The 15,784-nt window shown below is 68.4% G+C and carries 13 protein-coding genes; all 13 read left to right on the forward strand.

The genetic code is table 11. From position 1 onward, the window contains the following. Positions 1-3: 3 nt before the first annotated feature. The 13 genes from rsmH (at position 4) to ftsA (ending at position 15,754) form a co-directional block, all read left to right on the forward strand. Positions 4-1,005, forward strand: coding sequence for a 16S rRNA (cytosine(1402)-N(4))-methyltransferase RsmH (gene rsmH / locus AC3WL8_RS15905; RefSeq protein ID WP_492378429.1), 1,002 nt, complete (start codon positions 4-6; stop codon positions 1,003-1,005). Then, positions 1,002-1,319 (forward strand): cell division protein FtsL, encoded by a 318-nt coding sequence (gene ftsL / locus AC3WL8_RS15910; protein WP_013958080.1) that lies wholly within the window; start codon positions 1,002-1,004, stop codon positions 1,317-1,319. The genes rsmH and ftsL overlap by 4 nt, the downstream gene beginning before the upstream one ends. Then, entirely contained in the window at positions 1,316-3,121 is a 1,806-nt protein-coding gene (locus tag AC3WL8_RS15915) for a peptidoglycan D,D-transpeptidase FtsI family protein (protein WP_013958079.1), read from the forward strand. Before ftsL ends, AC3WL8_RS15915 begins: the two co-directional genes overlap by 4 nt. Then, positions 3,118-4,680, forward strand: coding sequence for a UDP-N-acetylmuramoyl-L-alanyl-D-glutamate--2,6-diaminopimelate ligase (locus AC3WL8_RS15920; RefSeq protein ID WP_492378456.1), 1,563 nt, complete (start codon positions 3,118-3,120; stop codon positions 4,678-4,680). The genes AC3WL8_RS15915 and AC3WL8_RS15920 overlap by 4 nt, the downstream gene beginning before the upstream one ends. After that, positions 4,677-6,077 (forward strand): UDP-N-acetylmuramoyl-tripeptide--D-alanyl-D-alanine ligase, encoded by a 1,401-nt coding sequence (locus AC3WL8_RS15925; RefSeq protein ID WP_492378430.1) that lies wholly within the window; start codon positions 4,677-4,679, stop codon positions 6,075-6,077. The genes AC3WL8_RS15920 and AC3WL8_RS15925 overlap by 4 nt, the downstream gene beginning before the upstream one ends. Positions 6,078-6,090: 13 nt before the next feature. Continuing rightward, the gene (mraY, locus tag AC3WL8_RS15930) at positions 6,091-7,260 is read left to right on the forward strand and encodes a phospho-N-acetylmuramoyl-pentapeptide-transferase (RefSeq protein WP_013958076.1); all 1,170 of its coding nucleotides are present in this window, start codon (positions 6,091-6,093) and stop codon (positions 7,258-7,260) included. 70 nt (positions 7,261-7,330) lie between these two features. After that, positions 7,331-8,842 (forward strand): UDP-N-acetylmuramoyl-L-alanine--D-glutamate ligase, encoded by a 1,512-nt coding sequence (gene murD, locus AC3WL8_RS15935; RefSeq protein WP_211980323.1) that lies wholly within the window; start codon positions 7,331-7,333, stop codon positions 8,840-8,842. Further along, the gene (gene ftsW, locus AC3WL8_RS15940; RefSeq protein WP_492378431.1) at positions 8,839-10,080 is read left to right on the forward strand and encodes a putative lipid II flippase FtsW; all 1,242 of its coding nucleotides are present in this window, start codon (positions 8,839-8,841) and stop codon (positions 10,078-10,080) included. The genes murD and ftsW overlap by 4 nt, the downstream gene beginning before the upstream one ends. After that, the gene (murG, locus tag AC3WL8_RS15945) at positions 10,077-11,147 is read left to right on the forward strand and encodes an undecaprenyldiphospho-muramoylpentapeptide beta-N-acetylglucosaminyltransferase (RefSeq protein ID WP_013958073.1); all 1,071 of its coding nucleotides are present in this window, start codon (positions 10,077-10,079) and stop codon (positions 11,145-11,147) included. Before ftsW ends, murG begins: the two co-directional genes overlap by 4 nt. A gap of 22 nt (positions 11,148-11,169) precedes the next feature. Next, a complete protein-coding gene (gene murC, locus AC3WL8_RS15950) occupies positions 11,170-12,603 on the forward strand; it encodes a UDP-N-acetylmuramate--L-alanine ligase (RefSeq protein ID WP_013958072.1) in 1,434 nt (477 codons plus the stop codon). Then, entirely contained in the window at positions 12,600-13,583 is a 984-nt protein-coding gene (locus AC3WL8_RS15955; RefSeq protein ID WP_013958071.1) for a D-alanine--D-alanine ligase, read from the forward strand. The genes murC and AC3WL8_RS15955 overlap by 4 nt, the downstream gene beginning before the upstream one ends. A gap of 27 nt (positions 13,584-13,610) precedes the next feature. Then, complete coding sequence (locus AC3WL8_RS15960) at positions 13,611-14,525, forward strand: cell division protein FtsQ/DivIB (RefSeq protein ID WP_492378432.1); 915 nt, start codon at positions 13,611-13,613, stop codon at positions 14,523-14,525. Then, positions 14,522-15,754: a cell division protein FtsA gene (gene ftsA / locus AC3WL8_RS15965; protein ID WP_010814765.1), complete on the forward strand. Its 1,233-nt coding sequence runs from the start codon at positions 14,522-14,524 to the stop codon at positions 15,752-15,754. The genes AC3WL8_RS15960 and ftsA overlap by 4 nt, the downstream gene beginning before the upstream one ends. The last annotated feature ends 30 nt before the right edge of the window (positions 15,755-15,784 follow it).

Genomic DNA, 15,784 nt, shown 5'->3' on the forward strand with positions numbered 1-15,784 from the left:
GTCATGAGTCCTACCGGAACGCCGGCAACCCCCGCCCTGCGCCATCGCACCGTGCTGCTGGACGAGGCCGTCGACGCCTTGGTCTGGCGGCCCGACGGGGTCTACGTCGACGGCACCTTCGGCAGGGGAGGGCACAGCCGGGCGGTGCTGGCCCGGCTGGGGCCAGACGGGGCCCTGGTTGCGTTCGACAAGGACCCAGCAGCAATCGCAGAAGCGGGCACCATCAAGGATGCCCGCTTCTCCATTGAGCACGCGAGCTTTGCGGCCATGGCCGAGCGCCTGTCGGGGCGCGGCCACGTCGCTGGCGTGCTGCTCGACCTGGGGATCAGCTCGCCCCAGATCGACGAGGCGGCGAGGGGGTTTTCCTTTCGTTTCGAGGGCCCGCTGGACATGCGCATGGACACCACGCGCGGCATCACTGCCGCGCAGTGGCTGGCGCAGGCGGATGAGCAGGACATTGCCAGGGTGATACGAGACTATGGGGAAGAACGGTTTGCTGTACAGATTGCAAAGGCGATTGTTGCTCGCCGGAGCGAACCCGGCGATGGCGGACTCATCGCCACTACTGCCGACCTTGCCGCGCTCGTGGCGAAAGCCGTCAAGACACGCGAGAAGGGTCAGGACCCTGCGACCCGCACCTTTCAGGCTCTACGGATTCACGTCAATCAAGAGCTTGAGGACCTCGAAAGAGGGCTGAAGGCGGCGTATGAACTGCTGCAGGTCGGAGGGCGCCTGGTGGTGATCAGCTTCCACTCGCTGGAGGACCGCATCGTCAAGCGGTTCATGGCGGCGCACGCCCGTCCCCAGCAGGATGCCGACCCGGCGCTGCGCCGTGCGCCGCTGCGCGCGGCCGACCTGCCGCAACCGACGCTGCGCCTGCTCGGCCGCTACAAGCCGGGCACTGAGGAGGTGGCCGCCAACCCGCGCGCGCGCTCGGCCGTGATGCGCGTGGCCGAGAAGCTGGCCCCTGCCGCGACTCCTGCGGGCGGAGGCGCACGCGCATGAACCGCCTGACCTTCTTCCTGCTCGCCGCGCTGATCCTGTGCGCGCTGTCGCTGGTGAGCGCGCAGCACCAGGCGCGCACGCTGTTCGTCGCACTGGAGCGGGCCCAGGCTGAAGAGAAGCAGCTCGATATCGACTGGTCGCGCCTGCAGTACCAGCAGAGCGCGCTGGGCAAGAGCGCGCGCATCGCCGACACGGCGCGCGCGCAGCTGAAGATGGCGCCGGTCAACCCCGGCAAGACCCAGTACCTGTCCGGCATCGTGCTGCCGGCGCCCGCCGAGGCGGCGCCGGCCAGTGCCGCGGAGGCGCGCCGATGAGCATGGCCCGTCCCAACCCGCCCCGCCGTGACCGCAACGGCACCGCGTCGCGCCCGCGCAGCGGCCAGTTCTCGGCCAGCCCGGTGCTGGGCCTGCGCCTGCCGATGTGGCGCTCCAAGCTGGTGGTGTTCATGATGTTCGCGGCCTTCGGCGCGCTGGCCGTGCGCGCGGCCTGGATCCAGGGCCCCGGCAACCAGTTCTACGAGGCCGAGGGCAAGAAGCGCTTCCAGCGCACGCTGGAGCTGCCGGCCACGCGCGGCAAGATCCTGGACCGCAACGGCCTGGTGCTGGCCACCAGCCTGCCGGTCAAGGCCATCTGGGCGGTGCCCGAGGACGTGCCCAACCAGGTCGATGCCGCCAAGATCCGCCAGCTGGCCAAGTTGCTCGGCATGTCCGAGAAAGACCTGGGCAAGAAGCTGTCCGAGGACAAGGGCTTCGTCTACCTGAAGCGCCAGGTGCTGCCTGACGTCGCCGACAAGATCGCCGCGCTGAAGATCGAAGGCATCCACCAGACCCGCGAATACAAGCGCTTCTACCCGGAAGGCGAGGCGATGGCCCACATCGTCGGCTTCACCAACGTGGAAGACCGCGGCCAGGAAGGCGTGGAGCTGGCGCGCGAGCCCGGCCTGGCCGGCCGTGCCGGCGCGCGCCAGGTGATCAAGGACCGCCTGGGCCGCGTGGTCGAGGACGTCGGCGTGCTGAAGACCCCGCGTGACGGCGAGGACATCCAGCTGTCGATCGACGCCAAGATCCAGTACCTGGCCTATAACGAACTCAAGGCCGTGGTCGAAAAGCACAAGGCCAAGGCCGCCAGCGCGGTGGTGCTCGACGCCCAGACCGGCGAAGTGCTGGCGCTGGCCAACTGGCCCACCTACAACCCCAACGACCGTACCCGGCTGTCCGGCGAGCAGCTGCGCAACCGCGTGCTGACCGATACCTTCGAGCCGGGCTCGATGATGAAGCCGATCACGGTCGGCCTGGCGCTGCAGCTCAAGCGCGTGACGCCGTCCACGGTGATCACCACCACCGGCAAGTACAACTTCGAAGGCGCCACCATCAGCGATACCCACAACTATGGGGCGCTGACGGTGAGCGGCGTGATCCAGAAGTCGAGCAACATCGGCACGACCAAGATCGCGATGATGATGAAGCCGCAGGAAATGTGGGACATGTTCACCAGCGTCGGCCTTGGCCAGGCGCCCAAGATCGGCTTCCCCGGCGCCGTGGCCGGCCGCGTGCGCCCGTTCAAGAGCTGGCGCCCGATCGAGCAGGCCACCATGTCGTACGGCTACGGCCTGTCGGTGTCGCTGTTCCAGATGGCGCATGCCTACACCATCTTCGCGCATGACGGCGAGCTGATCCCGGTGTCGATGTTCCGCACCAACGGTCCTGTCGCCGGCGAACGCATCCTGTCGCCCCAGGTGGCGCGCGATGTGCGCGCCATGCTGGAAACCGTGACCGCGCCCGGCGGCACCGCCCCCGAGGCGCAGGTGATGGGCTACCGCGTCGGCGGCAAGACCGGCACCGCCTACAAGCATGAAGGCCGCGGCTACAACCGCAGCAAGTACCGCGCCTCGTTCATCGGCCTGGCGCCGATGTCGAATCCGCGCATCATCGTGGCCGTCAGCGTGGACGAGCCCACGGCCGGCAGCCACTACGGCGGCTTGGTGGCCGGCCCGGCGTTCGCGGCCATCACCGGCGGCACGCTGCGCGCACTGAATGTGCAGCCCGACTCGCCGATCCGCCAGCTGGTGGTCAGCGACAAGGTGCAGGAGAGCGAACCGTGGAGCTCGACCCAATGACGGCCAAGCCACTGCTCCCGCTCGAGGTCACCGCCCAGGCCAGCAACGCGCTGGCCTGGCTGCGTACCAACGTGGCCGCCGCCGCGCAGCTGACCGGCGATACCCGGCGCCTGGCGCGCGGCGATGTGTTCTTCGCCTACGTGCTCGGCAACGAGCGCCTGGCCACCGACGGCCGGCCCTATATCGCCCAGGCGATCGCCGCCGGCGCGGGGGCCATCGTCTATGAGGCCGACGGCTTCGACTGGCCCTTCGGCGACGTCGTGCCGCACCTCGCGGTGAGCCGCCTGCACCAGCTGGCCGGCCCGATCGCCGCCGGCTGGCATGGCAACCCGGTGCGCGGCCTGGCCGTGACCGGCATTACCGGCACCAACGGCAAGACCTCGTGCAGCCAGTGGCTGGCACGGGTGCTGCAGGCCGCCGGCACGCCTTGCGCGACCATCGGCACACTGGGCACCGGCTTCCCGGGCGCGCTGCAGGCCACCGGCTTCACCACGCCCGACGCGGTGCAGCTGCAGGCCAGCCTGGCGTCCCTGCACGACGCCGGCGCGCGCGCCGTGGCGATGGAGGTGTCCTCGCACGGCCTGGAGCAGGAGCGCGTGGCCGGCACGCATTTCTCGGTGGCGGTGCTGACCAACCTGACCCAGGACCACCTCGACTACCACGGCTCGATGGCTGAGTACGAGGCCGCCAAGGAGAGCCTGTTCCGCTGGGACGGCCTGCGCACTGCTGTGATCAACCGCGACGACGCCATGGGCCAGCGCCTGCTTGCGGCGGACGCCGCCGCCATCGGTGCGCCGCACGTGATCGAATACGGCATCGACGGCCCCGACGCGGCCACGGTGCGCCGCCCGCGCGGCGAGTGGCTGCGCGCCACCAACGTGCGCGCCACGCCCACCGGCACCGCCTTCCATATCGACGGCAGCTTCGGCAGCGCCGAGATGGCCACGCCGATGATCGGCGCCTTCAACGTCTGCAACCTGCTGGCGGTGCTGGGTGCGGCACTCGCCAACGGCGTGGCGTGGGACGCCGCCATCGCCGCGCTGCGCGCGCTGACGCCGGTGGAAGGGCGCATGGAGTTGTTCGGTGCCGCCGGCGGCCCGGATGCGCCACTGGCCGTGGTCGACTACGCCCATACCCCGGACGCGCTGGCGCAGACGCTGGCCGCGCTGCGCCCGGTGGCGCAGGCGCGCAACGGCCGCCTGTGGTGCGTGTTCGGGTGCGGCGGCGACCGCGACCCGATCAAGCGCCCGCTAATGGGCGCAGTGGCCGAGCGCGAGGCCGACGAGGTCATCCTGACCAGCGACAACCCGCGCAGCGAAGACCCGCAGGACATCCTGGACGCCATTGCCGACGGCATGGCCGAGCGCGCGCGCGCTCGCCAGATCGAAGACCGCGCCGCCGCCATCCTCTATGCCGTCAAGCACGCGGCACCGGCCGACGTGGTGCTGGTGGCGGGCAAGGGCCATGAGGCCACCCAGGAGATCCAGGGCCGCAAGCGCCCGTTCTCCGATCGCGAACACGTACGACTGGCGCTTGCCACCCGTGGAGTATCGGCATGAGCCAGACCCCAATGACCACCTTGCAGCAAGCCGCCGGCTGGATCGCCGGCGCGCGCGTTTGCGGCGACGCCGCCGTGAAGTTTTCGCGCGTGCATACCGACAGCCGCAGCGTCGAGCCGGGCGACCTGTTCGTCGCCCTCAAGGGTGAGCGCTTCGACGCGCATGACTTCATCGCCGACGTGGTGGCACGCGGCGCTGCCGCCGTGCTGGTCAGCCGCGAAGTCGATGCCGGCGTGCCGGCCATCGTCGCGCCGGACACGCGCCTCGCGCTGGGCGAGCTGGGCGCCGGCTGGCGCCGCCAGTTCACGCTGCCGGCGGTGGCGGTGACCGGCAGCAACGGCAAGACCACGGTCAAGGAAATGATCGCGGCCATCTTTGCCGCGGCGGTGGGCGAGGACCAGCGCCTGGCCACCGGCGGCAACCTGAACAACGATATCGGCCTGCCGCTGACGGTGCTGCGCCTGCGCGCCACGCACAAGCTGGCGGTGCTGGAGCTCGGCATGAACCACCCGGGCGAGACGGTCTACCTGGCCGGCATCGCCCAGCCCACCGTGGCGGTGATCACTAACGCGCAGCGCGAGCACCAGGAGTTCATGGTGAACGTGGAAGCCGTCGCCCACGAGCACGCCGCCGCGATCGCGGCGCTGCCGGCCCACGGCGTGGCGGTGTACCCGCTCGACGCGGAAAGCGGCGGCGCCCACGCGCCGGTGTGGCGCGAAGCCGCGGGCGCGCGCCGCGCGCTGTCGTTCGGCACCTCGCAGCGCGCCGATGTGCACGCCACCGTGACGCTGGTCGACGGCGCACAGGTGATGCAGGTACGCGCGCCCGGCCATGGCTTCGACGTGCGCCTGGCGCTGCTGGGTGAGCACAACGTGCGCAACGCGCTGGCCGCCATCGCCTGCGCGCTGGCCGCGGGAGTGCACGTGCCGGCGATCCAGTCGGGCCTGGCCGGCTTTCATGCGGTCAAGGGCCGGCTGCAGGTCAAGTACACGCCGGGTGGGACGGTCGTCATCGACGACACATACAACGCCAACCCCGACTCCATGCGCGCCGCCATCGACGTGCTGGCCGGCTTTGCCGCGCCGCGCATCCTGGTGCTGGGCGACATGGGCGAAGTGGGCGACCAGGGCCCGGCGTTCCACGAAGAGATCGGCGCCTACGCCAAGGCGCGCGGCGTTGGCACGCTGTGGGCGACCGGCGAACTGGCCGTGCATGCGGTGCAGGCATTCGGCGCGGGCGGCCGGCATTTCGGCAGCGCGCAAGCACTGGCAAAGGCACTGGAGGAAGACAGCAGGGGCATGGTGGCGCAAGCGGGCGCCATGCTGGTGAAGGGATCGCGCTTCATGCGCATGGAACGGATGGTCGCGGCGCTGGTCGCAGACTCTTCCGCACACTAAATAAGACAACACGATGTTATTGGCTCTGGCCCAGTGGCTGCAAAACGACTACAGCTTCCTCCGGGTCGTCAACTACCTGACTTTCCGCGCGGTGATGGCCAACCTCACCGCGCTTCTGATCGGGCTGGCGTTCGGTCCGTGGGTGATCCGCAAGCTGACCGAGCTGAAGGTCGGCCAGGCGGTGCGCACCATCGGCCCGCAGACCCACCTGGTCAAGGCCGGCACGCCGACCATGGGCGGCGTGCTGGTGCTGGTCTCGATCGCGGTGTCGACGCTGCTGTGGTGCGACTGGGGCAACCGTTTCATCTGGGTGGTGATGCTGGTCACCTTCGGCTACGGCGCTATCGGCTGGGTCGACGACTACCGCAAGGTGGTGTATCGCGACCCGCGCGGCATGTCGAGCCGCGAGAAATTTTTCTGGCAGACGCTGATCGGCCTGGTGGCCGCGGTCTACCTAGCGTTCTCGGTGTCGGAAAGCAGCAACGTGAAGGTGTGGGACCTGTTCCTGAGCTGGGTCGAGGGCGGGCTGTCGCTGGACATGCCGTACAAGTCCAACCTGATCGTGCCTTTCTTCAAGGAGATCAGCTACCCGCTGGGCGTGGCCGGCTTCATCGTGCTGACCTACCTGGTGATCGTGGGCTCGAGCAACGCTGTCAACCTGACCGACGGCCTGGACGGGCTGGTGATCATGCCGGTGGTGCTGGTCGGCAGCGGGCTGGGTGTGTTTGCGTACGTGATGGGCAGTTCGGTCTACAGCAAGTACCTGCTGTTCCCGCATATCCCGGGCGCGGGCGAGCTGCTGATCTTCTGCTCGGCGCTGAGCGGGGCGGGGCTGGCCTTCCTCTGGTTCAACGCGCACCCGGCGCAGGTGTTCATGGGCGACGTGGGCGCGCTGGCGCTGGGCGGCGCGCTCGGCACGGTGGCGGTGATCGTGCGCCAGGAGATCGTGCTGTTCGTGATGGGCGGCATCTTCGTGGTGGAAACACTGTCGGTGATGGCGCAGGTCACGTGGTTCAAGATCACCAAGCGCCGCTATGGCGAAGGCAGGCGGCTCTTCAGGATGGCGCCGCTGCATCACCATTTCGAACTGGGCGGCTGGAAGGAAACCCAAGTCACGGTGCGCTTCTGGATCATCACCATGCTGCTGGTGCTGATCGGGTTGTCGACACTGAAGTTGCGTTAACGGTTGCGCGGGTCAGGGACTGACGGCGCTCTTCTATATAGATTCAGGAAATCAAAGGCAGGAAATCGAAGTGTTTGGCGAGCTGCAAAAACCTCATGTGCTGGTACTGGGCCTCGGTGAATCGGGCCTGGCCATGGCGCGCTGGTGTGGCCTGAACGGCTGCGCGGTGCGCGTGGCCGACACGCGCGAGGCGCCCGCCAACCTTGTCTTCCTGCAGGCCGAGCTGACTTCGGCCGAGTTCGTCGGCGGCCCGTTCGCCGACAGCCTGCTCGACGGCATCGGCCTGGTGGCGATCAGCCCGGGCCTGTCGCCGCTGGAAGCCGGCACCGGCGCGCTGCTGGCCGCGGCGCAGGCGCGCGGCATCCCGGTGTGGGGCGAGATCGAACTGTTCGTGCGCGCGCTGCGCCACCTGGAAGCCGAGTCCGGCTACGCGCCGAAGATCCTGGCGATCACCGGCACCAACGGCAAGACCACCACCACCGCGCTGACCGGCCGGCTGGTGGAGCGCGCCGGCAAGAGCGTGGCGGTGGCGGGCAATATCAGCCCGTCGGCGCTGGACAAGCTGTCGGCCTGCATCGCCTCGGCATCGCTGCCGGAAGTGTGGGTGCTTGAGCTGTCCAGCTTCCAGCTGGAAACCACGCACACGCTGGCGCCCGCCGCGGCCACCGTGCTCAACGTCACCCAGGACCACCTGGACTGGCATGGCTCGATGGAAGCCTATGCCGCATCCAAGGCGCGTATCTTCGGGCCGGCTGGCAGCGAGTGCGTGCAGGTGCTCAACCGCAACGACCGCCTGACCATGGACATGGCGCGGCCCGGGCGCTCGCCGCTGACTTTCGGCACCGACCTGCCGGAAACGCCGGGCAGCTTCGGCATCCTGCGCGAGGGCGGCATGCCCTGGCTGGTGCTGGCCGAAGCCGACCCGGACGCGGAAGGGGAGGGCAAGCCGCGCCGCCGCAAGGCCGCCGAGGTGGTCCAGGAAGCCGTGCCGGCGCGCCACAAGCGCCTGATGCCGGCCGACGCGCTGCATATCCGCGGCATGCACAACGCCACCAACGCCATGGCCGCGCTGGCGCTGTGCCGTGCCATCGACCTGCCGATGAACGCGCTGCTGCACGGCCTGCGCGAATACCGCGGCGAGCCGCACCGCGTGGAGTGGGTTGCCACCATCGACGACGTCGAGTATTTCGACGACAGCAAGGGCACCAATGTCGGCGCCACCGTGGCCGCGCTGTCGGGGCTGGACAAGCGCGTGGTGCTGATCGCCGGTGGCGAAGGCAAGGGCCAGGATTTCTCGCCGCTGGCCGCGCCGGTGGCGCAGTACGCACGCGCGGTGGTGCTGATCGGCCGCGCCGCGGGTGAGCTGCGCGATGCATTGCAGGGCAGCGGTGCCAGCCTGGTCGACGCCGCCACGCTGGAAGAGGCCGTGACGAAGGCTGCCGGACTGGCCGAGAACGGCGACGTGGTGCTGCTGTCGCCGGCGTGCGCCAGCCTCGACATGTTCCGCAACTACGTGCATCGCGCCGAGGTGTTCCGCGGCGCGGTGGAAGAACTGGCGCTGTCCCGGGGGATCCTGCCATGAGCGAAGCACAGGTCAAGCGCAGCGGCTTTATCGGCGCCACCATCGGCAATGCCTGGGGTGGCCTGCGCGACGCCGTGTCCGGCGTCAAGCCGACGCGCTCGCGCATGATGGAGTACGACCAGCCCATGCTGTGGGTGTCGATCGTGCTGCTCGCGCTCGGCCTGGTGATGGTCTATTCGGCCTCGATCGCGCTGCCGGACTCGCCGCGCTACGCCAACTACCGCGAGAGCCACTTCCTGATGCGCCATGCGTTCGCGCTGGGGATCGGGCTGTCGGTCGGGCTGGCGTCGTTCCAGATCCCGGTCAAGGTGTGGGACCGCTACGCGCCCAAGCTCTTTATCGTCGCACTGATCCTGCTGGTGATCGTGCTGGTGCCGTTCGTCGGCAAGGGCGTGAACGGCGCGCGGCGCTGGATCCCGCTGGGCGTGATGAACTTCCAGCCATCGGAGCTGATGAAGCTGGCGGTGGTGCTGTATGCCGCCAACTACACGGTGCGCAAGCAGGAGTGGATGCAGACCGTGTCCAAGGGCTTCCTGCCGATGGGCGTGGCCGTGGTGGTGGTCGGCATGCTGCTGCTTCTCGAGCCGGACATGGGCGCATTCCTGGTAATCGCGGCCGTGGCCATGGCCATCCTGTTCCTGGGCGGCATCAACGGCAAGCTGTTCGCCGGGCTGGTCGGCGTGGCAGTGGGCGCGTTCGCGCTGCTGATCACCGCGTCGCCCTGGCGGCGCGAGCGGATCTTCGCCTACCTGAACCCGTGGGAAGAGAGCAATGCGCTGGGCAAGGCCTACCAGCTGACGCACTCGCTGATCGCCTTCGGCCGCGGCGAGTGGACCGGCGTGGGCCTGGGCGGCAGCATCGAGAAACTGCACTACCTGCCTGAGGCGCATACCGACTTCATCCTCGCGGTGATCGGCGAGGAATTCGGCTTTATCGGCGTGCTGGTGGTGATTGTGCTGTTCTACTGGCTGGTGCGCCGCTCCTTCAATATCGGCCGCACCGCGCTGCAGCTGGACCGCACCTTTGCCGGGCTGGTGGCCAAGGGCATCGGCGTGTGGATCGGCTGGCAGACCTTTATCAATATGGGCGTGAACCTGGGCCTGCTGCCGACCAAGGGGCTGACGCTGCCGCTGGTGAGCTATGGCGGGTCGGGGATCTTGATGAACTGCGTGGCGCTGGCGATCCTGCTGCGCATTGATTATGAAAATCGAGTATTGATGCGCGGAGGGAAGGTATGACCGCACCGCGCACCTTGCTCGTGATGGCCGGCGGCACCGGGGGGCACGTGTTCCCGGGGCTTGCGGTCGCGCACGCGCTGCGCGAGCAAGGCTGGAAGGTGGTCTGGCTGGGCAACCGCACCGGCATGGAAGCCACGCTGGTGCCCAAGCACGACATCCCGATGGAGTTCATCCAGTTCGGCGGGCTGCGCGGCAAGGGCCTGGTGACCAAGTTCCTGCTGCCGCTGAACCTGCTGCGCGCGTTCTGGCAGAGCATAGTCGCGCTGCGCCGGGTGCGCCCGAGCGTGGTGCTGGGCATGGGCGGCTATATCACCTTCCCGGCCGGCATGATGGCGTCGCTGCTGGGGCGGCCGCTGGTGCTGCACGAGCAGAACTCGATCGCCGGTCTGGCCAACAAGGTGCTGGCCAAGGTGGCCGACCGCGTGCTGTGCGCATTCCCGGACACGCTGCCCGGCGGCGAATGGACAGGCAACCCGGTGCGCGAGGAACTGGCGCACCTGGACGCGCCCGAAGCGCGCTATGACCAGCGCAGCGGCCCGCTGCGCATCCTGGTGGTGGGCGGCAGCCTGGGCGCTGCGGCGTTGAACGAGGTGGTACCCAAGGCCATCGCGCTGCTGCCCGAGGGCAAGCGCCCGGTGGTCACGCATCAGGCGGGCGCGAAGCAGATCGACACGCTGCGCGCCAACTACGCGGCCGCGCAGGTGCCCGCGCAGACCCTGCCGTTTATCGACGACATGGCGCGCGCTTACGCCGATGCGGACCTGGTGATCTGCCGCGCCGGCGCGATGACGGTTTCGGAAGTGGCTGCCGCAGGCGTGGCGGCGATGTTCGTGCCGTTCCCGCATGCGGTGGACGACCACCAGACCACCAACGCGGAATTTTTGTCGAAGCAGGGCGCGGCCCTGCTGGTGCAGCAGAAAGACCTGACGGCCGAGGGGCTGGCGCAAACCATCGCCAGCCTGACCCGGCCGCAGCTGAAAGACATGGCGCGCCTGGCGCGCGGACTGGCCAAGCCTGAGGCAACCCGGCGCGTCGCCGAGATCTGCAGTCAGCTGGCCAGGGACTGAAGCCTAATTAAGCAGCAATCGAATGAAGCATATCGTCAAAAACATCCACTTCGTGGGCATCGGCGGCGCCGGCATGAGCGGCATCGCCGAGGTCCTGCTGAACCTGGGATACAAAGTCTCGGGCTCGGACGTGGGCAACAATGCCGCCACGCGGCGCCTGGCCTCGCTGGGCGCCACGGTCATGCACGGGCATGACGCAGCCAACGTGACCGGCGCCAACGCGGTGGTGGTGTCGACCGCGGTCAGCGGCGACAACCCCGAAGTGCTGGCCGCCCGCAGCAAGCGCATCCCGGTGGTGCCGCGCGCGGTGATGCTGGCCGAACTGATGCGCCTGAAGCAGGGCGTGGCCATCGCCGGCACGCACGGCAAGACCACCACCACCAGCCTGGTGGCGTCGGTGCTGGCCGAGGGCGGGCTCGATCCCACCTTCGTGATCGGCGGCCGCCTGAACTCGGCCGGCGCGAATGCGCGCCTGGGCACCGGCGACTTCATCGTGGCCGAGGCCGACGAGTCGGACGCATCTTTCCTGAACCTGTTCCCGGTCATCGAGGTCATTACCAATATCGATGCCGACCACATGGACACCTACGGGCACGACTTTGCCCGGCTCAAGCAGGCGTTCATCGAATTCACGCAGAGGTTGCCGTTCTACGGCATCGCGGTGCTGTGCGTGGATGACCCCAACGTGCGCGAGATCCTGCCGTTCGTGTCCAAGCCGGTGGTGCGCTACGGCTTTGCCGAGGATGCCCAGATCCGCGCCGTGGACGCGCGCGCGGTCGACGGCCAGATGCACTTCACCGTGCAGCGCCACCTCGACGGCCATGCTGAGCCGCCGCTGGAGATCGTGCTGAACCTGCCCGGCCTGCACAACGTGCAGAACGCGCTGGCGGCGATCGCCATCGCCACCGAGCTGGAAGTGCCCGATGCCGCCATCGTCAAGGCGCTGCGCGAATTCCACGGCGTGGGCCGGCGCTTCCAGCGCTATGGCGAGGTGGCCACGCCCGATGGCGCCGGCACCTTCACCCTGGTGGACGACTACGGCCACCACCCGGTGGAGATGGCGGCCACGCTGGCCGCCGCGCGCGGCGCGTTCCCGGGGCGCCGCCTGGTGCTGGCGTTCCAACCGCACCGTTTTACCCGTACGCGGGATTGCTTTGAGGACTTCGTCAAAGTGCTGGGCACCGTCGATGCCCTGCTGCTGGCCGAGGTCTACGCCGCCGGCGAAGCCCCGATCGTGGCTGCCGACGGTCGTGCGCTGACCCGCGCGCTGCGCGTGGCCGGCAAGGTCGAACCTGTTTTCGTGGAGCAGATGGAAGAAATGCCGCAGGCCATCCTGGATGCCGTCCGGCCGGGCGATGTGGTCGTGACGATGGGCGCGGGCTCGATCGGGGCCGTGCCGGGGCAGCTGGTGTCGCACCAGCAATCGACGCAATCAACGCAGGGAGGCCAGGCATGAGCTTCGTCGCCCATCCCAATATCGATCCCAAGTCGCTGGGCAAGGTCGGCGTGCTGCTGGGCGGGCGCTCGGCCGAACGCGAGATCTCGCTGATGTCGGGCAAGGGCGTTCTGGCAGCGCTGCAGTCGCGCGGCGTGGACGCGCACGGCTTCGACCCGGGCCTGCAGGGCGTGGCCGAGCTGGCCGCGGCCGGCTTTGACCGCGTCTTTATCGCACTGCACGGCCGCTATGGCGAGGACGGCACCATGCAGGGCCTGCTCGAGCAACTGGGCGTGCCGTACACCGGCAGCGGCGTGCTGGCTTCGGCCATGGCCATGGACAAGCAGGCCACCAAGCGCCTGTGGATGACCCATGACCTGGCCACGCCGCGCTTTGCCATGCTGCATGCGGACACTGACTTTGATGCCGTGGCGGCCGACCTGGGCCTGCCGCTGATCGTCAAGCCGGCGCGCGAGGGCTCGTCGATCGGCCTGACCAAGGTCACTGCCGCCGACCAGATGCGCGCGGCGTTCGAGAAGGCCGCGGCGCTGGACAACGACGTCATTGCCGAGACCTTTATCGACGGCGCCGAGCTGACCTGCCCGATCGTGGGGGAGGGCGACAGCGCCGAAGCGCTGCCGGTGATCCGCATCGTTGCGCCCGAAGCCAACTACGACTATCAAAATAAATACTTTACTGACGATACCCAGTACTTGTGCCCGTCGGGCCTGGACCCTGAAGTCGAACGCGAGGTCCGGGCACTGGCGGTGCAGTCCTACCGCGTGCTGGGATGCCGCGGCTGGGCGCGCGCCGACCTGATGCTGCGCGCCGACGGCAAGCCTTTCCTGCTCGAGATGAATACCTCGCCCGGCATGACCGGCCATTCGCTGGTGCCGATGGCGGCGCGCGCGGTTGGCATCAGCTACGAGGACTTCGTGATGCAGGTGGTGGCCGCGGCCACGCTGGACCTGCATCCCAACGAGCATTGGAAACCCGAATAACGCAACCGAACAGGACCGCACCGGACCATGTGGCATAACGCACGCCTGCTCAACCTGATCGCCTCCGCGCTGTACGCGCTGGTGGTGCTGATGGCGCTCGCGGCAGGCCTGCTGTGGCTGGCGCAGCGGCCGGTGTTCGCCATCACCCATGTGGAGATCGGCCCGCTGGACGGCGACGCCCTGCGCCACGTGAACGCGCCCAGCGTGCGCGCCAGCGCGCTGGGCAAGCTGACCGGCAATTTCTTCACGCTGGACCTGAACGCGGCCCGGCAGGCGTTCGAGTCGGTGCCCTGGGTGCGGCGCGCCAGCGTGCGGCGCGAATGGCCCAACGGCCTGGCGGTCGAAGTCGAGGAACACGAGGCGCTGGGCACCTGGGGCACGCCCGACAGCGGGCGCCTGATCAATACCTATGGCGAGATCTTTGTCGCCAACACCGCCGAGGCGGAAGAAGACGCACAGCTGCTGGCGCTGGACGGGCCGCCGGACAGCGAGGGCGACGTGATCGAGAAGCTCGAGGTCATGCGCCAGTGGTTCAAGCCGCTCAAGGCCGAGCCGCTGGCGGTGGCCCTGTCCGGCCGCTATGCCTGGCGCGCGAAGCTGTCCAACGGCATGGAGGTCGAGCTGGGCCGCGAGCAGAACGATGAGGATCGCGTGGCGATGGACCAGCGGGTCCGGCGCTTCGTCGCGGCCTGGCCGCAGGTCACCCAGCAATGGGGCAGCCAGATCGAGTATGCCGACCTGCGTTATCCCAACGGCTTTGCCATCCGCGCCGCCAATGCCCGCTTCCTGACCGAGGCGCAGATCGCAGCGGCGGTCAGGGCAGAGAAGGCGGCGAAGGCAGCGAAGGCGGCCAAGCCGGCGCCGGCGGCAGCAGCGGTTTCAGGTACTTCCAACAACAATCCGACGCGACTGAAGAGCAAGAACGCGGAGAAAACCCGATGAGCAAGGAATACAAGGACCTGTTGGTCGGTCTGGATATCGGCACCTCGAAGGTGGCGGCGGTGGTGGCAGAACTGCGCCCCGACGGCAGCTACGAGGTGATCGGGATGGGCCAGTCAGAGTCCAAGGGTCTGAAGAAAGGGGTCGTGGTCAATATCGAGGCCACCGTGCAGTCGATCCAGAAGGCGCTGGAAGAGGCCGAGCTGATGGCCGACTGCAAGATTTCAGAGGTCTTCACAGGCATTGCCGGCAGCCACATCCGCAGCTTCAACTCCAGCGGCATGGTGGCGATCAAGGACAAGGAGGTCACGCAGACCGACGTGGCGCGCGTGATCGAGACCGCCAAGGCGGTCAATATCCCGACCGACCAGCAGATCCTGCACATCCTGACGCAGGAATTCATCATCGACGGCCAGGAAGACGTGCGCGAGCCCATCGGCATGAGCGGCATCCGCCTGGAAGTGAAGGTGCATATTGTCACCGGCGCGGTCAGCGCCGCGCAGAACATCGTCAAGTGCGTGCGCCGCTGCGGCCTGGAAGTGCACGACCTGATCCTGCAGCCGCTGGCTTCCAGCCTGGCGGTGCTGACCGAGGATGAGAAGGAGTTGGGCGTGGTGCTGGTCGACATCGGCGGCGGCACCACCGACATCGCCATCTTCAGCGAAGGCGCGATCCGCCATACGGCCGTGATCCCCATCGCCGGCGACCAGATCACCAACGACATCGCGATGGCGCTGCGCACGCCGACGCCCGACGCCGAGGACATCAAGATCCAGTACGGCATCGCCAAGCAGGCGATCGCCGACCCGGACGACATGATCGAGGTGCCCGGCGTGGGCGACCGCGGCACGCGCACGCTCAGCCGCCAGGCGCTGGCCGCGGTGATCGAGCCGCGCATCGAAGAGCTGTACTCGCTAGTGCACCAGGTGGTGCGCGAGTCCGGCTATGAAGAACTGTTGTCGTCAGGCGTGGTCATCACCGGTGGGACCGCGATGATGCCGGGCATGGTCGAGCTGGGCGAGGACATCTTCCTCAAGCCCGTGCGCGTGGGCGTGCCGGAGTACCGCGGCAACCTGCACGAGGTGGTGAAGAGCCCGCGCTATGCGACGGTGATGGGCCTGCTGCTGGAAGGCCGCGTGCAACGCATGCGCGGGCGCAAGGTCGCGGTGCAGAGCGGGTCGGTCAAGCAGGTGTGGACGCGCATGAAGGAATGGTTTGTCGGCAATTTCTGATCAATGCGGAAATTGACGCGCTGACGATGC

It is taken from the genome of Cupriavidus sp. FW305-F7, from assembly GCF_058782875.1.